Source organism: Acetobacter senegalensis, from assembly GCF_001499615.1.
In the GTDB taxonomy this organism is placed as follows: Bacteria; Pseudomonadota; Alphaproteobacteria; order Acetobacterales; family Acetobacteraceae; genus Acetobacter; species Acetobacter senegalensis.
On record NZ_LN606600.1, the window covers coordinates 738,541 to 756,186 of the forward strand.

General features: G+C 54.7%; 27 protein-coding genes. 19 read left to right on the forward strand and 8 right to left on the reverse strand.

Annotated features, from left to right (window positions below; genetic code table 11):
- The first annotated feature begins 1 nt into the window (after position 1).
- Both ASN_RS03215 and ASN_RS03220 read left to right on the forward strand, forming a co-directional pair.
- Positions 2-928, forward strand: a complete 927-nt coding sequence (locus tag ASN_RS03215) for a baseplate hub protein (protein ID WP_058987183.1) — start codon at positions 2-4, stop codon at positions 926-928.
- Positions 925-1,560, forward strand: a complete 636-nt coding sequence (locus tag ASN_RS03220) for a Gp138 family membrane-puncturing spike protein (protein ID WP_058987184.1) — start codon at positions 925-927, stop codon at positions 1,558-1,560. The genes ASN_RS03215 and ASN_RS03220 overlap by 4 nt, the downstream gene beginning before the upstream one ends.
- 24 nt (positions 1,561-1,584) lie before the next feature.
- Here ASN_RS03220 and ASN_RS03225 read toward each other — a convergent pair whose 3' ends face one another.
- Positions 1,585-2,322: a hypothetical protein gene (locus ASN_RS03225; protein ID WP_157765094.1), complete on the reverse strand. Its 738-nt coding sequence runs from the start codon at positions 2,320-2,322 to the stop codon at positions 1,585-1,587.
- Positions 2,323-2,489: 167 nt separating this feature from the next.
- On the opposite strand from ASN_RS03225, the gene ASN_RS03230 reads away from it, so the two are divergent.
- From ASN_RS03230 to ASN_RS03240, 3 genes are all read left to right on the forward strand, one after another.
- Complete coding sequence (locus tag ASN_RS03230; RefSeq protein ID WP_058987186.1) at positions 2,490-2,768, forward strand: BrnT family toxin; 279 nt, start codon at positions 2,490-2,492, stop codon at positions 2,766-2,768.
- Positions 2,756-3,085, forward strand: a complete 330-nt coding sequence (locus ASN_RS03235) for a helix-turn-helix domain-containing protein (RefSeq protein WP_025825287.1) — start codon at positions 2,756-2,758, stop codon at positions 3,083-3,085. The genes ASN_RS03230 and ASN_RS03235 overlap by 13 nt, the downstream gene beginning before the upstream one ends.
- Before the next feature lie 128 nt (positions 3,086-3,213).
- Entirely contained in the window at positions 3,214-4,377 is a 1,164-nt protein-coding gene (locus ASN_RS03240) for an Lrp/AsnC family transcriptional regulator (RefSeq protein WP_231948348.1), read from the forward strand.
- Here the strand turns inward: ASN_RS03240 and ASN_RS19460 are convergent.
- The 3 genes from ASN_RS19460 to ASN_RS03255 all read right to left on the reverse strand — a co-directional run bounded on the left by ASN_RS19460 (position 4,374) and on the right by ASN_RS03255 (position 6,189).
- On the reverse strand, positions 4,374-4,874 hold the full coding sequence (locus tag ASN_RS19460; protein ID WP_157765095.1) for a hypothetical protein: 501 nt from the start codon (positions 4,872-4,874) through the stop codon (positions 4,374-4,376). The two genes, ASN_RS03240 and ASN_RS19460, sit on opposite strands and share 4 nt — an antisense overlap.
- A 2-nt stretch (positions 4,875-4,876) precedes the next feature.
- Entirely contained in the window at positions 4,877-5,377 is a 501-nt protein-coding gene (locus ASN_RS03250) for a Panacea domain-containing protein (RefSeq protein ID WP_058987189.1), read from the reverse strand.
- Between the two features lie 593 nt (positions 5,378-5,970).
- Positions 5,971-6,189, reverse strand: a complete 219-nt coding sequence (locus ASN_RS03255; protein WP_058987190.1) for a hypothetical protein — start codon at positions 6,187-6,189, stop codon at positions 5,971-5,973.
- Between the two features lie 452 nt (positions 6,190-6,641).
- On the opposite strand from ASN_RS03255, the gene ASN_RS19465 reads away from it, so the two are divergent.
- Positions 6,642-6,806, forward strand: a complete 165-nt coding sequence (locus ASN_RS19465; protein WP_157765096.1) for a hypothetical protein — start codon at positions 6,642-6,644, stop codon at positions 6,804-6,806.
- A gap of 42 nt (positions 6,807-6,848) precedes the next feature.
- On the opposite strand, the gene ASN_RS03260 is transcribed toward ASN_RS19465, so the two are convergent.
- The 4 genes from ASN_RS03260 to ASN_RS03275 all read right to left on the reverse strand — a co-directional run bounded on the left by ASN_RS03260 (position 6,849) and on the right by ASN_RS03275 (position 8,971).
- The gene (locus tag ASN_RS03260; protein ID WP_058987191.1) at positions 6,849-7,268 is read right to left on the reverse strand and encodes a hypothetical protein; all 420 of its coding nucleotides are present in this window, start codon (positions 7,266-7,268) and stop codon (positions 6,849-6,851) included.
- Positions 7,261-7,536 carry a hypothetical protein gene (locus tag ASN_RS03265; RefSeq protein ID WP_058987192.1) on the reverse strand — a complete coding sequence of 92 codons (276 nt, stop codon included), beginning with the start codon at positions 7,534-7,536 and terminating at the stop codon, positions 7,261-7,263. Before ASN_RS03265 ends, ASN_RS03260 begins: the two co-directional genes overlap by 8 nt.
- 22 nt (positions 7,537-7,558) lie before the next feature.
- On the reverse strand, positions 7,559-8,137 hold the full coding sequence (locus tag ASN_RS03270; protein WP_058987193.1) for a hypothetical protein: 579 nt from the start codon (positions 8,135-8,137) through the stop codon (positions 7,559-7,561).
- A gap of 348 nt (positions 8,138-8,485) precedes the next feature.
- Positions 8,486-8,971, reverse strand: a complete 486-nt coding sequence (locus ASN_RS03275) for a hypothetical protein (RefSeq protein ID WP_058987194.1) — start codon at positions 8,969-8,971, stop codon at positions 8,486-8,488.
- A gap of 444 nt (positions 8,972-9,415) precedes the next feature.
- Between ASN_RS03275 and ASN_RS19840 the strand changes: the two genes are divergently transcribed.
- The 13 genes from ASN_RS19840 (at position 9,416) to ASN_RS03345 (ending at position 17,586) form a co-directional block, all read left to right on the forward strand.
- A complete protein-coding gene (locus ASN_RS19840) occupies positions 9,416-9,589 on the forward strand; it encodes a hypothetical protein (protein WP_167541280.1) in 174 nt (57 codons plus the stop codon).
- On the forward strand, positions 9,586-9,825 hold the full coding sequence (locus ASN_RS03285; RefSeq protein WP_058987196.1) for a hypothetical protein: 240 nt from the start codon (positions 9,586-9,588) through the stop codon (positions 9,823-9,825). Before ASN_RS19840 ends, ASN_RS03285 begins: the two co-directional genes overlap by 4 nt.
- Positions 9,822-10,043: a hypothetical protein gene (locus ASN_RS03290; RefSeq protein WP_058987197.1), complete on the forward strand. Its 222-nt coding sequence runs from the start codon at positions 9,822-9,824 to the stop codon at positions 10,041-10,043. The genes ASN_RS03285 and ASN_RS03290 overlap by 4 nt, the downstream gene beginning before the upstream one ends.
- Positions 10,040-10,297, forward strand: coding sequence for a hypothetical protein (locus tag ASN_RS03295; RefSeq protein ID WP_058987198.1), 258 nt, complete (start codon positions 10,040-10,042; stop codon positions 10,295-10,297). The genes ASN_RS03290 and ASN_RS03295 overlap by 4 nt, the downstream gene beginning before the upstream one ends.
- 205 nt (positions 10,298-10,502) lie before the next feature.
- Positions 10,503-11,060, forward strand: a complete 558-nt coding sequence (locus tag ASN_RS03305) for a hypothetical protein (RefSeq protein ID WP_058987200.1) — start codon at positions 10,503-10,505, stop codon at positions 11,058-11,060.
- Positions 11,057-11,320, forward strand: a complete 264-nt coding sequence (locus ASN_RS03310; protein ID WP_058987201.1) for a hypothetical protein — start codon at positions 11,057-11,059, stop codon at positions 11,318-11,320. The genes ASN_RS03305 and ASN_RS03310 overlap by 4 nt, the downstream gene beginning before the upstream one ends.
- Positions 11,313-11,570, forward strand: coding sequence for a hypothetical protein (locus ASN_RS03315; RefSeq protein WP_058987202.1), 258 nt, complete (start codon positions 11,313-11,315; stop codon positions 11,568-11,570). Before ASN_RS03310 ends, ASN_RS03315 begins: the two co-directional genes overlap by 8 nt.
- An 843-nt stretch (positions 11,571-12,413) precedes the next feature.
- A complete protein-coding gene (locus tag ASN_RS03320) occupies positions 12,414-12,659 on the forward strand; it encodes a MerR family transcriptional regulator (RefSeq protein WP_058987203.1) in 246 nt (81 codons plus the stop codon).
- Between the two features lie 14 nt (positions 12,660-12,673).
- Positions 12,674-12,886 (forward strand): hypothetical protein, encoded by a 213-nt coding sequence (locus ASN_RS03325; protein WP_058987204.1) that lies wholly within the window; start codon positions 12,674-12,676, stop codon positions 12,884-12,886.
- 132 nt (positions 12,887-13,018) lie between these two features.
- Entirely contained in the window at positions 13,019-13,366 is a 348-nt protein-coding gene (locus tag ASN_RS03330; protein ID WP_058987205.1) for a hypothetical protein, read from the forward strand.
- Positions 13,363-15,891, forward strand: coding sequence for a DUF927 domain-containing protein (locus tag ASN_RS03335; protein WP_058987206.1), 2,529 nt, complete (start codon positions 13,363-13,365; stop codon positions 15,889-15,891). The genes ASN_RS03330 and ASN_RS03335 overlap by 4 nt, the downstream gene beginning before the upstream one ends.
- A 175-nt stretch (positions 15,892-16,066) precedes the next feature.
- On the forward strand, positions 16,067-16,777 hold the full coding sequence (locus ASN_RS03340) for a hypothetical protein (RefSeq protein ID WP_058987207.1): 711 nt from the start codon (positions 16,067-16,069) through the stop codon (positions 16,775-16,777).
- On the forward strand, positions 16,774-17,586 hold the full coding sequence (locus tag ASN_RS03345) for a hypothetical protein (protein WP_058987208.1): 813 nt from the start codon (positions 16,774-16,776) through the stop codon (positions 17,584-17,586). Before ASN_RS03340 ends, ASN_RS03345 begins: the two co-directional genes overlap by 4 nt.
- Positions 17,587-17,646 lie beyond the last annotated feature (60 nt).

The window sequence follows — 17,646 nt, forward strand, 5'->3', positions numbered from 1 at the left end:
CATGGTTGAGCAAGCGGGCACGGTTTCTCTGGAAACGTTCTATAAACGCAAAATCAGCCTCACGTTCCGGCTGGGCCGCGGGCAATTCGGCACCAGTGGATCACAGGAACTGCATGTAAGCGGTCACCGTATTCAGGCAACAGTCAATATGGTCGGAGGGGTAGCAGGATCCTCCGCTGAACTGCGCGTGTATGGGCTTACGCAATCTCTGATGAATGACCTGAACCAACCAGTGCTGACACCCAATGCGGACGGCGGCCGGAACAATACGATCATCATTACCGCTGGCAATGAAGGAGGCCCTCTCACTCAGATTTTTCAAGGCAATATTGTCTCCGCGTGGCAGGACAATTCCGGCGCCCCGGACACGTGCCTGAACGTCTATTCAACGGCCATGGCGTTCAGCTCTTTGGCTGATTATCCTTCTTCCAGCTACAAGGGCACGATCAGCATTGCCGATGCTGTCGGCACAATCGTTCGCAGCCTCGGATTTATCTTCGAAAATGATGGTGTGACAGCACGTGCTGCCGATGTTGTTCTGACAGGCAGTAGTGCCCAGCAACTGGATGAGCTGGCACGTATGGGGCGTTTTCAGAGGATTTTTGACAACGGCACATACGTCATCTGGCCGGAGGGCAAGGGCCGCTCAAACCTTATCTCCGATGTATCACCCGCAACCGGTATGCTTGGATATCCGTCATTCACCGGAAACGGCCTTAATTTCAAGACGGTGTTCCGGCCAGAAATTCGCTTTGGTCAGGCGGTAAAGGTCACAAGCGATCTCATGCCTGCGTGCGGGGTCTGGAATATCAAAACAGTGACGCATGACATTGAGAGCGAAAACCCCGGAGGCGAGTGGCTGACCAGCATTGAGACGACACGACCACTCTACGGGGATGACAACACCCCTCCGGGGGCATCAGCATGAGCGAGACTGACCAGAACGCCTATCTTGGACAGGCTCAGGCGGCAGACACAGCAGGATCCGTAAACCCAATTCTGTTTGCAATCCGCCAGCAGATGGCCCGCATGGCCGGGGCCGCTCTGGTGCAGGTGAAAGCCGTCTCTGCCACAGGTTTGGAGCCTGTCGGGTTTGTGGACGCCCTACCCATGGTTCAGCAAACGAATGGGCGCGGGATGCTCTCTCCCATGCCGATGATCCATAACCTGCCCTACCTTCGCCTACAGGGCGGCAAGAGCGCCGTTATCGTTGATCCGGCCATAGGTGATATCGGGCTGGCCGTGTTCGCAAGCCGTGATATTTCCAACATCAAGCAGGCCCGCGCGCCCAGCGGCCCCGGCAGTCATCGCATTCATAGCTGGAGCGACGGGCTCTATATTGGTGGCTTCCTGAATGGCATCCCGGAAGAATACATCTGGCTGACCGGCAATGGTGTGAAGGTGCAGACGAAGGGAGAGTTTTCTGTCTCCGCCAGCAACGCCACGTTCGATTGCAACATCAGCACGTCCGGTGACGTTAAAGCTGGCAGCATCAGCCTTACAGAGCATACCCACTCTGGCGTTCAGCGCGGCGGCGGGGTGACTGACGCACCAGAATGATCGAGGCAGGCCATGGCTACTCTTCTACTCTCCGGCAACCCCCAAGAATACGGCGCTTGCAGCCCCTAAACAGGTAGCATTGGGCTTGTCTTCTGCGCATAGCATCCTGAAAGCCTCGCGGGGCTCAGAACATGCCAGAAAGGCCTGCTTCATATCGTCTGGGGATATCGGCCTTGGCAAATGCGCAGTACTGGTACGCGCGCAAGAAGCTATTTCATCCACCGCAGCGGGGTGAGCGCTTTTCATGAACGTGAGGGCCTGCATGTCGTCACTCAGTTCATCCCCGGCTGGACGGTTGGATGTAAAGGGTGGAGGTAGCGCAAGGTTGTTACTGGCTGCATAGGCATTCAGTGCATCCACGGCAGAGGACGTCCCAGCCAAGCTTATCTGGGTCTCTGCCCCTCCGTCTGTCGTGAGCGTTCCCTTTTGAGCGGAGGTCAGTCCATGAACAAACGCCTTGAGATCTTTGTTGCTTATCTCGGCAGAGAATAGCGTCCCTTGTGGCAGGCTCTGGATGTTGAACAGATGCAGTGCATAGCTCTCAAAGCGGAGGTCGGCTACCGTCGCGTGAGGATCCTTGACAAAAACTGTCATGACGAACGCGCCAGCCGGGTCAAGCTGGATCAGAAGGTCTGCTGGCCTTTGATGACTATCAAGGAAAAATCCCTGAGGTCTACTGGCTGCGTGAAATTGCCATCCCCCAACGCCTTCAGCGGCATGCGCTGCTGATGAGAGCAAAACAATCACAGAGAGAGATTTCAAAAAACGCATTCTTGATCCCTTATCACTCTCTCAGCGTAAGGGTAACGCAGCATTTCTCATATAAGAGACACGACCGTCTAGCACGTGATAACGAGCACTATCACTTCTTGCCGCTTAGAAGCCGTTTCCCATTGCTTTTTATGCGCTGTTAGCGTATAAAATACTCCATGACAGACGGGCCAAAATCGTTCGAGTGGGATGATGCGAAAAGCGATGCCTGCTTTGAAGAGCGCGGTTTCAGCTTTGCGGATGTCCTGATGATCTTTGCTGGCCCAGTCATTGAGCGACCAGACGACCGGAAAGACTATGGAGAGCCGCGCATAAGGGCTGCTGGCCTGATTGAAGGCGTGCCCTTCATGGTTGTTTATACGCTTAGAGGTGACAGCCTCCGCATTATCTCAGCCCGCAAGATGCACCGGAAGGAGTGGTTAAAATGGCAAGAATGACCTTGGCCGAAATCAAAGCGCGGCCTTCCAGCATTGACTGGAAGCGCGTAAACGCCACCACGGATGAAGACATTGACCGGCACGCCAAGGAAGACGGGACGGATAACGAATTGCCGGGGCTGCCTTACCCGACACCGGCAACAGTGCGCCGCCATTTGAAGCTGACCCAGAAGGAGATTGCTGCTCTGGCTGGCGTGCCGGTCGCAACGTGGCGGAACTGGGAACAGGGCCGGGTTGGTCTGGATCCTGCCGTGAGGACGCTCTTGCGGGTTCTATGGCGTGAGCCTGACGCAGTGCGCCGGGCGATGGTCGCCTGATACGATCTGCCAGAAGCCAGACAACCAAACCGCAATAGGAATATTGCCCGCACTTCCCTGCTATAAAGTGCGCTGTTCAAATTGGACAATCGCCTTGTACCTAATCCCTGCCACCGGTAATGTTCATAATGAACAGCAGAGCAGGACAGATGGCCGAACAGCGTAAGAACAAACTCAATCTCGACCGTCTGGCGAAAATATGGGCGCTGGCTGAGCGGGGAGATGCCGGAGAGCAAGTCGCGGCGCGCAACCGGGCTGAGGCGCTGGTCAAGCAGCACGGCTACACGCTGGCAGATGTGCCTGACCTGCTGCTCACGGAGGGGTATCTGGACGACGAGCCCCAACCCTCCGCAGGTGGCTTCACCTTCTATGACATGAGCAACCCTGCGCACCAGCGCGCATATGCCAAGGCTGAGGAGAAGAAGCGCGCTGCATGGCGCATGGCCAACCGCGCAAAGATGGATGAAGTGCTGGCGCGCTATGGCTCAGAAGAGGCTGTGTTCGCACCTACTGCCGAAGAGCAAGCCTATGATGCAGCGATCAAGCCCTTCCACAAGGCGGGTGGTCCCGACAAGTGCGACACATGGGACGGTGAGCACTTCAGCCCGACCTTGCGCGTTCGTGCAGCCCTCGCCACGGTCAAGCCATGGCCTGACACCATTCCCGCTGCCATTGCAGAATACGATTACTGGGAGAAGCTCTATGATGACCGGAACATAGCGGACAGCAACAATCAGTATAACTACCTCGGACAAGGAGCAGACTTCCGGCGCTGGGCTTTGGGTGATCTGATCAACAAAGAGATTGAGGCCCGCAACATCTCGGATGTGATTACCCGCCTCCGCTTTCAGGAAGCCAGTGAGGGCCTTTACAATGACAGCGCCATCATTCTGCGTGATCTGGAACGGCTGCACGCGGCGGAAAACCTCAAACCCGGATTTGGTGGGTTTGGGGATATTCCCCCTGACCGGGGATCTCCGGCCACCTCAACTGAAAGCCAAGGTGGCCCTGAAAACCGCGCCACCTCAGAAAATCAAAACATGGGAAATCCCCATGTTATGGGTTCCTCAGATTTGAGGAATGAAGATAGACCGGCCTTTGCCTCGCCCCCTCCGTTCATTCTGAACACTGCCAGCAAGCGCCGGGCAGAGGTTGAGCGTATCCTCAGCACACCGGAGGGAGCGCGCATGTCGTTGCGCCAGATAGCCCGGATGGCTGGGGTTTCACCTGCAACGGTCATGAAAGCACGGGACAAGCAGAAAGATCAGAATTCATACCAGTCAAGTATCTAGTTATTTTTACTACTCTCTGCCGTAGATTTTTCTCCGGTTTTATCTTCTTTACCATTAAATAAACCGCGCAAAACAATAGCAACCAAGCCAATAGCACTCACAGCAGTGCTTCCAATTAATGTTGTTAATGGTGTATCATCAATATGGAATTTATCTGAACGAAATTTAAAATGCATTGATTCTGAATAGTGTAATGCTATGCTAATTTTAGGAGAAAAACCCTCTAAAAATAATATAATTAAACAACCAAGTGAAAACCACCATAAATAGTTTATAACTTGTTTACTGAAATTTTTCTTAATTCTTCTATTTTGTTTTAGATTTTTTAATTTTTCATCTAATTCTCGTTGTGCGGCTTGTTCAGCGGAATAGGTTTCGCGGCCATCTTCAAAAAATTGCCGTTCTTCATTCTTGGCTCCGGGTCCAAAGGAGCTATCAGATGAAAGCTCTTCATCTGGACCCGGACGAATAAAGCTAAGATCTAAATCAAAACTCAAGATTAGCCTGCGTTTTGTTGTCTTAAGTTTTGATAGTGTTCAGCTATTAACTGATTTTCTATGGGGCTGTAGGCACCAGATTTTTGCATCGTAATAGTCCAGGGCGTGCCCGCGCGATGTGTCATTTCAGATAAGGCAAGACCATTTAGATGACCATAAGAGCGCCATACTTGATCAAGTAGCGCAACCTCTTGAGGGATCATTTCTTCCCATACTTCAGGACCTCGGTCATCTGGGAAAGGGCTTGTATTGTTTTGTCGGATATATGCTTGGACAGCCCCGGCACCGTAGCGCTTCAAGTCCTGATATAAATCAGAATAAACAGGACCATACGGCCACGTCTGAGGTACTTGCCTAATAAGCGGCATAGGCAAAGTAACTAATCCCCATCCATGAGCAATGTAAGGGAGTTTCTGTAATTGCATATTGGTTAAGTGACGACCGTCATTCTCAGCGCGCCGAAGAAACTCGTTTGCAACAGCCCTAACGTCATGATTGGGCATTACGCACCCCCTTCAGCACGGGGGTTAATGATCGAGAAAGAAAACATGCTCGGTCCTCCCGGTTAAAGTTGATGGCCTACGAAATGGCCGCACGGATACGATGACACACCCCTCCGAGCCGGATCAATCGCTTTAGAAAAGCTCGAGGTCACAGGTTCGCGGGGTTTATATAGGAGAGACGGTGGAAGGCAATAGCCGCTCACGCGCAGCCCCACACACCTGAGACCGCATCATCGTATCACTGTGATTATGACATGGTTATGAGACGACTGAGATTCAAGTCTGCACAGCGAGAGCAGAACGCCAGCTTGAGGCAATAGTGGGACTGACCGGGCGTGGGATCAATCTGCGGACGGGGGGGGGGCCACACAACCAACCCTCACGGTCTATCTGCCATGCGAGAGAAACCAATCCCTCAGCAAAACGCTTCAGCCTTGGGATTATGGGAAGGACCGCGTGATGATGAACGTTATGGGTATGACTGCCATAGGGTTTTTGGTGTGTATGGCTGTTGCCAAGGTTGGGGACATGGTCGCCTCCCTGTTTCTTCCGGAATCATACAGGACGAGCAGGAAAAAATAAGGAGGATGTGATTACTTGTGTGACCTACCCTGAAGTTCTTTAGCAATTTTTAGGCCCAAAGGGGTCAGGCGACAGAACATTCCGACACTGTCCATCTCAATCAATCCCTCTTTTATGAGATTTGAAGTGTCTGCAAGCGTTGCCGCCCAGTTGGCCCGTACCATATGTGTGGCTAACAGGGCGTCTAGGATTGAAATATCATTCCCTGAGAGCTTTTTCTTGATAGACATGCATCACCCCCAGAATTTTTCTTTTTAATTATGATGCAGGGTAACAATATTTAATCTTTTCTTACAATAAGAAATTACATTTCGATATCGGATTAATATGAACCCACATTTTGGAGAGCTAGCTCAAGCGACCGGGGACGCCTGCCCCTCCGGGTTCCGAATCCACCATTCGGAGGACACAGACTCACGCTGGGGAAAATCCAGTTGCCAGCCTTTGGGAGGATTTACTTAGTCAGTCCCTCCCTCATTACTAAGGTTTGAAAACTGATCCATGACCCCATTGTTAATGATCTGCCGAATTGATGCATCATGGTTAAATAATGCTTACCGTAGGGGCTGCCGTTGCTCGCGAGAAGGGAAGCATTAGTGCTGGACTTTGCTTTTCCCTTACGCCACTCTGCCCGGACTATGGACGAGTAGAGTGGTCCGCGCCACATATACGGAGAATCTCCATGGCGTTCAAAATTGGTGATCGCGTGCGATTTATCGGAGGCATTGACGTTTTTATCATCACCCACATTGACCCCGACGGGGGCTATTGGGACGTAGAAATTACCCCTGTCGAAGGCGGTGATATGGAAACATGGGTGAATACTGACGAACTTGAGCCCGCCTGAGTTCCCTACTCATCTTACCGGACCGAACGGTCAGTCCTCCCTCTAGCGGTCCGCCTTGGACAAAAACATTTTTATGTTTTCAGTCGCAAACTTGAACCGCTGACAGTCAGATACACGTTCGACAGAAACAGGATATTTGGGACGGCGCGGTTCAATCCCCACGATTCGAAACTGCTCTCCACGTGTTTCGAATATCCGCCCATAATCCGATGGGGAAAGCCCGTAAGCCGTGGCTATAAGCCCGAACCTTTCCTTCTCAGGGTTAAATGCGTTCCCATCGCTGTCACAGATACTGACCCGAAACGCCACGTCAAATGACAGATCAATAGCGTTCTTTATGCGGCTTCTGTCTTGAAGCGCGAGACCGCATTCTTTTGCTATTTGTTGGCAGGCTGCAAACATTTTTCGCCTGATAAGCATCTGGGTGTGATGCGTGAGCACAGGGGGTGATTTTTCAGTCATCTGCCTCGCTCCCTTTCAACCTCACACCAGCCCCACCGCCTTTCACAAGTGAAAACTGAGCCGGGCCGAGATATCTAAAAATCTCTTTGGCCTGCTCAGGAACGGCTGCAATACGCCCTTCATGTGGGCGTTTGGAGAAGGCGGTCCACTGACTTAGTGTACTATTCCACCAACCCCATACGGTTCCTTGCCATTCCTGATTGATCTCAAGTAAAGCGTGCGGCCCGTCCTGTTTTGAGTTTTCAGGTATACCGTTCCATTCGCTCATTTATATTTTTCCTTCGTCAATATTACGTTTTTTGCAAGTAAGTTTCAGATACTCTCAGGAATCGATCAGCAAAATTGCGTCTGCTCACATAGAAATTAGCATGCGTCCTTGCAAAGGCCTCCCCCTTAGGAATGTTTTGGTGCTTATAATCCTTCACCATCCAGCCAAGCTCATTCCCCCATAAGGGAAAGCATAGTTCGGGGAAATATTTTTCCTCTTTTTTCCTCACCTCATGCTTTGCAAAAGGCATTCTGGCTGCTTCAAGTTCATCAAAAAGAGGCTTAAGCGGATCCCGCTTTTTACGTATCAATCTGCACACCTCATACAAGCCCATAATCCACAGCTTGGAATGGGCGCGACATTCGCAAAAAATAGGCGTCTTTTCCAAGTGCTCTCTGACTTGAGATGAGCGCTCGACAGGGGCTTTCACTTGAAATGGACCTAAAGCCTCCGCCACTTCTTTTTCTATCATGAGGATGGAACGCTCAGCCCATGATAAATCTAGGATAGCAGAGGTGATCCATGGATCTTCCTCAGACGCTAAGAGGATGCTTGCCTGCTCCCAAAGTTTGTGCCGCGCCTCCCATTCATTGGGTATCATCTGTTTCGCTCCTGCTTTCCCTCAACCCAGCCTCCCGTTAATTTTCTGGAAGGATAGCCTCACCCTTGCCTGCTGGGAAACTGCTTCTTGTTCCTCGTGGGCACTAGTACTACGGTGTCCAAATTGGACAGAAAGCAGGAAACCCCGCCATGGCTGAGCAGACAAATCTCCTAGTGCAGCTTGATAAAGTTTGGTTTGAGACAACCGGACGTGGCTCCATGCTCATGGCAATGACAAACTCACCGTTTGTAGGAGCAGATGGCTTCCGCGCCCCAATCCTGTTTGGAGATCAGGAATTCATAGCCACCTTCACCTTTTCGGGAGCAATTTCCTTTGAGAGTGAAAACGTCAGCCGAGGGCTGTACCGAGCCACTGAATTACATCCGGCGCGCTCTCCACGCCCTTCGAAATCAGAGACGACGTTAAATCTTTCAGGGCCTCGCTTCCCATCGCCCTCACCTGCTGCTTGATCCCTGTTTTTGTAGCATCTGGCGCAGACGTTTCATCGACTGCCTTGCACAACAAGGCTTTGATCGTATCGCCATCCAGCTTGACGGTGATTGTTTTGTCTTCTGCTGTCAGGCCGCCGTCTTCACTGAGGTAATCTACCCCCTTGGCCGTGAGTTGAACGCCACCCCAACTCCAGTGGTTTCCTATACAGCTTTCTTGACAGTAGGAAATAATCAGGCCGTGGGATGCCAGATAAGTGACGCTCTCTCTGAGAATATCACGATCGATGTTGCTAAATATTTCTATGTCCGAGACATGTGTCATCCCGTAAGGCTGTAGTCTTGATAATACACCCAGCCATTGTTCTTTTGTTAGCGCGACCATGAGAATCCTCCATAGGGAGGAGCATGCCCGTACGAGGGAGGATTGGGGAGTCAGTACTGATTTTCTCCCCTACTAACCTTTCCTCAGCCTAACCCCAGCCCCGCCACCGTTTTCAGCGATGAACTCGACCCCCGCCGCCTCCAAGGCTGTGCGGAGGGCTGTAAGTGTGGAGTGGCGTGGCGTTCCTATACTCGCCTCAAAGCGCACGATCGTGCTCTTTGGGATACCGCTGAACGCAACCAATTCATCCTGAGACCAGCCAATTAGGGCGCGCGCTGCCCTCGCCTGCGCTGATGTTATGAATATTTTAGTGTCATTATCTCTTGCGGTCATAGACCATTTATGCCACTAAAATAGTCATTCGGCAATAATCCGAACGGCCAAGGCTGGGAGCTTGCACCCTCCCAGCCTGACCTAACCACAAACCGAACTGGAGTTTCGGCTATGGCTAACCGTGCCTATAGCACGCCCATACACACATGGGCATTCTGTATCTTCTGTACAAGCCTCCCCGCTCTCCTTGCGCCCATCTTCATCGCACTGGCGATGTTGTGGCAGGCCACGCCTGACCCCGTTGCATCCGGCCACGCTGCCCTTGCATTGGAGGCTGTGCGATGAGCGCTCCCACACTTCTTAAGGCCACTGTCTCACTTGAATGGCAGGCCAAATACATCCGCCGCGCCGCTTCCGTGGCAGATGCTCTCGCTCACTTTGCTGCTGGTGAAGATACCCCCGGCTTGGCGGGAGATACTGGCATCGTGTCCGGAGGGGCTCTTTTCCTGTCTTCCTACTTGGGCATGATCGCGGATGAAGCCGAGAGCAGCGCCGGAAGCCTCAAGGAAGACGCGCAATGAGCAAGACCCCTACAGCCCTCTGCGCAAACCAAGCAGCAACCCTGGACGGCATCCAAAACGCTCTGATTATGATGATGGGCGAAATTTACGAGCACATGGACGAGGGGCATGACCCGGCGCCAACGCACAATGACTGTGCAGGCTGGGGCGATGGCCTGTCCTGGCTGATTAAATCCATTGGCCGGGTTCGTGATGAACTGCGCGAGGTGCAGTCATGACCGCCCTCAATCCCCCAATGACCGAGATCGAGGAAGATCATCTTCTCGAATACAGAGACCCACGCCTCCTGTTTCTCCGGGCCGAGCAGGTAGCCTTGGCGCTTCTGGAACTGACCAACCCGAAGAATGACATATCCCATCCGCAAGCGCGGCACTGGCTGGCAGATGAACTCTGCACGACACTGGACCTATTGGCCGCCCTATCCGGTGATGGGAACGCTCCCGGCTGGATGCAGAAGGAGACCGTAGGATGATATCTGCCAGCGCCCCTATGGTTATGCCTCCAGAACCCCGCCCTATGGAAGCTTGGTATTGGATGAAGCATAAGCACGGACATTTTGAAGTCATGCAGTGGTTTGAAGGTGCGTGGCTCCGCTGTGCAGACGCGTGTGAACTGTGGCCTTGGGATGCCCATGCTCAGGGCTGGTCCCTTCATTCTAAAATCGAGGAGCCATCCCCATGAAAAAGCTGATTAGCAGCGGCAAAGATGCCGAATACGCGCCTGACATTGCGGATCGCATTGAATGGGCTTGTGTCAAAGGGCTGTTCATTCTGGACATGCAATACGAAGGTGCCCCGGAGAAGTGGGACTTCTGGCCGTGTGTCGTGTTCCATGATGATACCTGGCTGGAGCTGTCGCATGATGGCGACATAGCGAACGCCCGTCAGGTATGCGCCAACTTGTCTGCAATCCATGACAAGCCCGTACGGGACTGGACCCGGCCAGCACCAAGCGGCCTGACGCTGGAAACGCCGGAGGGCAATCTTGCCAATTATCTGCAAAGAATAGGGCCAGACGGAAAAGAGGCAGAACCGCTATGGGGTGCAGGCTGGGAACTGACAGACCATCTATTCCAGCGCGGTGCGACTGATGCCGATCTACTGCACCAGATAGAGCAGGCCGAACGCAAGGAACCGGGGAGCCGTGCGATTATCCGCAGCGAGGCTGTGCAGCGTTGGCAGATGCTTCACGCCGCCAATGCCAAGCCCGAACCAAAGCAGGAGGAACCGGCATGACCACTCCCATTCAGGCGGCAACAATCGCCGCTCTCAGTTCCGACCGACGCTGCTGGAAAGAAGAGACCTTTGACGCCGGTCTCATTCATAGCCGCAGATATGTACGTGCGTGGCGCAAGATCATCAAAGCCAGGTCCCGCAGTGTTCAGGATCTACAATGCAAAGCGCGACTGGTCCTGCTGAACGCAGAAGACCCGAACAGCATGGAAGCTAGTCTGGCGCGGGATGTGTTGGCCATGAACGGAGGGAAGCATGGCTAAGCAGACTTCCGTGCCGCGACGGGGCACTCGGGGAAATTCCCGACTGGCAACACCTGACCGGCTGGACACGGTTCAGAACGCAAGCTGGGAACTGAGCGCCATTGGTGAGTGTCTTGCCGCAATAGGGCGTGATCTGGAGCTTGTGCCATGCGACCAGAAGCCGCCAGCAGGCGGGACAGGCAACGCTCTGAATTGGCTTGCCTCAGAAATTGACAGGCGCTGTGCGCTGATTGATGAGGCGCTGTCATGATCAACAGGCAGGCTCTGCCAGAGGCGAATAAGCTGAGGAAAGATCATAGGGCTTCTGTTGCCCCGTGCCCTACGGGAGCACGTAAACAGCACAAGAGAATCCAGTCGTGCAATAAATCCACCTGCACAGAGAAAACCTGCATGGTTTTTTGCCTTCTGAATTATAATTTTACCAATAAAAATTACTCAGAAAAAACTTCCATTTTTCGCGATCTAAGTTGTTCTAGTGATAACGTTTTATATATCACTCAACCCCGCAAGGCGCTGCTATTTTTACACCAAATTTGTCTAGCTTCCGCCCGCTTATCCCGCAGTTTTCTGCTGTTCTTGTCCCCATTTAGGATGGGATGGGATTCATACCCCCTCAAAAATAGGATATGTCAAAAACGGTCATATTTGACCGCTGAGGCCATTTGTGTCGCAAACGTGCGACAGGATACCTTACGCGGCAAAATGGCGCACAGCGCCATTTATAAGGCTGTCAGAGGAATAGACTATTGGCTATGGGGCCGGTTTTCTGGCATTAGGGAGAGAGGGAGAACATAGTGAATACGGCGCGTTCTGATTCTCCTCCTTGGAATTAGAGCCACCAAAAGAAAAACCGCCCAAGGTGCGCCAACACCGAGAGCGGTTTTCCGAAGTGGTAGCGCCATTGCTGGACGGAACGGTGCAAACCGTGCGTGTAAGCAAAGACACAAAGCCTTTTGGACGCGGCTTGTGTTTCTTTCTTACACACACGACTCGCTCTCTGTGAAGGTACTTGAGCGGTGGTATCCCCGTTTTGATGCTTGAACAGATATATGCGCCGCTCCGTCCATCTGTTTAGAACGGATGGAAAAGTAACGTGACGGCAGAAAATCAAGACCTACTGACACTGACAGATGCTCTTGCTGAGCTTAATCGGGCTCGGCTGGAAGAAGACGCCAACGCAAGCCTGCATGCGCCTTCTACGGGATATGGCTATGCCTCCACAGGCCGGATTCCCGCTGAACGGAGGGGGCGGCACTATTACGTGCGCCGCTCGGACCTTCCCCTGATCGCGTCCCGGCTGCCCTTGGGGCGTCGCCGTCATGCCCCCTCCGCAGCGTAAGGGGTGGGCGATTAATGAGCACAACACTGGCGCAGCCTGACACTCCACACTATGTATCCGTTGACGCATGGCTACAGCGCACCGGCATGTCACGGACAGACACCTACCGCAAACTTGGCGAGGGCGTCTTGAAGGCCAAGAAGATAGGTCGGAAAACTGTCATAGATTTTCGGGCGGGCATGGCGTGGATTGAGTCCCTGCCTGACGCTACAGTCATTACGAAATGAAACAGCCACCCGCCTATTCTGGAGGGTGGCTGTGTTTGTTCTGTATCGTGAAGACCCGCAGTCTTCTTATACAGGACTCACAAGACATCGCGCAACAGAAAGGCGGCTGGTTCTTATTCAGGACTAGCAACTATGGCACACCAAAGCCACTTACGCCCGGACTCCGCCCGCATCGGGACAATAGACTTCCCGACAGTGAACCGCGCAGCCCTCGCGGCACTCCCCGCCCTTCTGGGGCGGTGGCTGCCGGATGGGAAAAAGCAGGGACACGAATGGGTTTCTCGTAATCCCAAGCGTGGCGACCGCAAACCCGGCTCCTTTAGTGTCAACCTGAACACTGGCCGCTGGGCAGACTTTGCGGAAGCAGATGCACGCGGAGGGGATGTCATTTCCCTTGCTGCCTATCTGGCCAGCGTTACCCAATACGAGGCAGCCTGTGAACTAGCGAAGATGCTTGGTCTGAAAGGAGGTGCTGAATGAGCACCCCCCCGAATATTCCGGCCATGGCCTGCATGAATGAGGCTGGTCTCTTCAGCCCCCTGACAGATGCTGAGAAAAAATCCGCTCTTGCTCTGAACGCTCAGGACGGCAAACAGGGCGAAGTCTGGGAGCCAATAACCCCGCCTCCTACCGAACCGGAAATGCCCCGCAGCGCAACCGCCTTGTGGGTTTACCGTGACGCAGAGGGGCGACCACTTTACGCGCGCTTCCGCAGGGAAGATGAGGGCGGCCATAAAGTCGTTCTGCCCCTCACGTACGGGCACCGCGTCTGGATCGACAGGAACGGGAAAGAGCGTGACGTTACCGGCTGGCACTGGAAACAGCCTGCCAAACCTCTTCCCCTGTATGGGCTGGACCGGCTGGCTGCCCTTCCTGATGCCCCCGTTCTTCTGGTGGAAGGTGAGAAAGCCGCTGATGCGGCCTACAGTCTGTTTCCTGATATGGCGGTCATCACCAGTGGGGGCAGCACCTCCGTAAGCTCTGCCGACTGGTCGCCACTTGCTGGCCGCCGCGTCACGATCTGGCCTGACAATGACGCGCCGGGGGAGAAATACGCGCAAGCCGCGATTGATGCCCTCCGCAATGCGGAAACCCAGTCTGTCCATATGGTGAAAATGCCAGAGGGCCTACCGGAAGGATGGGATCTGGCTGACGATCTGCCAATGGATCTGACGCAGAACGGTGAGACACCCCCTCTGAAGATCCTGCGTCCGCTAGTGGATCAGGCACCACAGGCAGAATCAAATGTGAAGATGCCCCCCGGCTACAGCATGACTTCCCGCGGGCTCTATTTCACGCCTGAGCCCACAGGTGAACTTCCTCCCGTGCCGGTCTGGGTCTCTGCGCCATTCGAGGTGATCGCCGAAACCCGAGACGAGGGCGGCATGGGGTGGGGGCTGCTGATTAACTGGCTCGATCGTGACAGGCGCTATCATCAGTGGGCCATCCCCAAAAAGATGGTTCACGGCGAAGGCAAAGACATTGCAGGCGAACTGGAAGACGCTGGTCTTAACTGCAACATTTCAGCCACTCGACACCTCCGCCAGTTCATAGCCTCCGTTTATACCAGGACCCGCTTGCGGTGCGTGACCAGTTCCGGCTGGCACAAGACAGAACAGGGGCCGGTCTTTGTCCTGCCCAATGGCGTTACGCTCGGTGCGGGCCGGAAGGCTGTTGCGTTCCAGACAACCCGCGCCGCATCAGGTTCTGAATATGCAACAGCCGGAACGCTGGAGGAGTGGCAAAAGGAAATCGCCGTTTATGCCAGCGGTAACAGCCGCCTGCTCTTTGCACTCTCAGTCGCATTCTGCGGCCCGCTTCTGGATATTCTGGGAGAGCAGTCCGGCGGGTTTCATATCATCGGCAAGAGCCAGTCTGGCAAATCGACCGCGCTTTATGCCGCCGGTTCCGTCTGGGGCAAAGGGGACCGGGACGGCATGGTCCGCTCATGGCGGGGCACCAGCAATGGCACGGAGGGCATTGCGTGCGAGACCTCCGATACCCTGCTCATTCTGGATGAAATGGGACAGGCAGACAGTCGTGAAGTCGGCGACATTACTTATATGCTCGCCAACAACACCGGCAAACAACGGGCAGGCCGTAATGGCGAGGCCCGCGCCCGCAAGACATGGCGCTCCCTGTTCCTCTCTACTGGTGAAGTGACACTCGCGACCAAAATGGGAGAAATCGGGCGCCGGGCCATGGCGGGGCAGGAAGTTCGCCTAGTCAGCATACAGGCTGACGCCGGGGCTGGCATGGGTCTGTTCGAAGCCCTGCACGACCTGCCTTCCGCTGGTGAGATGGCCGACCATATCCGGCGAGCGGCCCGCACCTGCTACGGGACAGCCAGCCGCGCCTATCTGGCCGCACTGGTCAAAGAGCGCGACGACGACGAAGCCGGTCTGACCGAGAGCATCAAGGGGCTGGTGGACAAGTTTGAGTCTGACTGTCTGCCTGCTGGTCCAGCAGATGGGCAGGTGCGCTCCGTCGTGCGGCGCTTCGGGCTGGTTTCCGCCGCGGGAGAGCTGGCTGTGGCCTATGACGTTTTGCCATGGGCCCGGGGTGAAGCCACACGAGCGGCAAAAGCCTGTTTCCAGTCATGGCTGGAAGAACGTGGCGGAACCGATGCAGCAGAAGACCGTGAGGCAATAGAGCAGATCCGGGCCTTCATAGAGCAGCACGGGGAAAGCCGGTTCGCTCTTTTAGGCGGCCCGGAGGGAGAGGTGGAAAATCCCCACAGCCGTACCGTCTCCCGTGTTGGTTTCCGACGACTGACAGACACGCCTGATGGGAGCCAGTGGGAATATCTGATCCTCCCTGAAATGTGGCGGAAAGAGGTCTGCAAGGGCATTGACGCAAACCGCGCGGCCAAGGTCCTTCTTGAGGCTGGGTATCTTTTGCCAGGAGACGGGAAAAACCTGACCCGCTACCGAAGGATCCCGGGAGAAGGGCGCCTCCGTGTTTATGCGGTGTCCGGCTCCATTCTGGAAGGAGAGACAGCATGACGCGCTCTCCCAAAAGCAGGGCTGATTCCCAGTGTCCCGACCGTCCCGACCACGATTTCCACAAGTCGGGACAGCGCCACACGCGGGAAAGTTCCGGTAAACTGCCATTTTTTATGCCTGTCCCGACCGTCCCGACCGTCCCGACCGTTTTTTACAATGCCCGGAGGGCCTTGGCATGGTGAGCAAAGCACTATCCGGCTTGATGGCGTGGGCTGACGGACTGCCGGTGCCCCACGACAGTGCTTCGCCCGCTCCTCATCGAACGTATTGCGCCTCTCAAACAGACGCCGCAGCACTGATTAAGGAACTGGATTTCCTTGGCTGTAAGATTGTCCTGAAGGATGGCGGGCCAGTCATACGGGGCGATAAGGCGGCCATCACACCTGATCTTCTGGACCTGCTGAAAGCTGGCCGTGAGCAGATTATTGAACACCTGACCGCACAAGCCAGCCCAGACCATGAGCAGAAAGCAGCATCAGAGCCACCGCAGCCGGACCCACTACCTACAGAGCATGACGCCCAATCAGGAATCCGCCGTGACCCTGAGACCGGCAAACTACATATCTTCGGAGATCCAGACCCGCGCTGGCTGAAAGAACAGGGCTGGGAATGGAATGACCAGCGCCGCCGCTTCATGGCTCCTTATCCCCATGACAGAGGAGACCCGCCACCGCGCTTCTTTGTCAGTGCCAGACCGGCAAAGACAGACAACCGGCTGACAGGACACGGCCCCTGTTCAGTTTGCAGTTTCACACTCTGGTGGCGGGGGGATGGCGACACGTCAGAGGGCTGGACCTGCTCCGTCTGCCACCCGGCCCCGGACGGCATAGCAACCATTACCCCGCAAACTCTCTTCACTCAGAACAGTCTGGACGCCACAGCATGACCGCTTCCTACACAACCGCCTCTGCCGTTCCTGGCATCATCGCTGACCCCGCTACGCTGGATCCGCATGCCGTCCGCTGTCTGTGGATGCGCCCGGTTCTGGACAAAGACAGTAAAGCCGCCTTCCTCCCCTCGGTCGTCTTCAAAGACGGCACGGATTGTCCACTGGCCTGTGAAATGAATGATCTTCACGCCCGCCAGTTCTGTCAGCGCCTCTCTGCCATCTATGACTGGCCGGTTAAGGACGGTCGCGTTCTGGAAGCCAGCTCTGAAGTCGCGGCAGATCGTGCCTATGCCTCTCTTGATGAGGGCGACCGCATGGAGAAAGACGGGCAAGGCTGGGTGAACGTGCCGGGGATGGGCCGCATGGCCGCCATACTCGCACATGATGCGGGCTTGCCCTTTGGCGTTGCCATTGAATGTGTGACCGGGAAACTGGCGCTCCTGTTTGCCAAGATGGAAGAGCAGACAGCAATGCAGCCGCATGTTGTGAAGAAGAACCTACGCGCTGCCACAGAAGCCGCTTGCGCCAAACTGACAGAACTCTATGCCGACGAACAGCGCGGACCCGGAGCCTCTGAGTTATCGCCCGAGCGTCTGGGTGTGATTGTGGCTGATTACCACCATGCGAAAGGCAGCACGGACGAAATCTTCCAGAGGGGTCTGACCGCAGCACTGGAAGCTGGAACGGAAGCGTGGACTGAGCAAAAGAGCAGCCCCGCAGAAATAGAGCAGAAGACAGGGGCAGTTCTGGACGCTGGCATACGGCACTGGTTCAGGCTGACGGGCCGAAAGGTCGTGGGAGACTGAACAGAAACCACAGCGAACTATGTATGGGGGTCTTCTCACTAGGAAGGCCCCTTTTTTTAT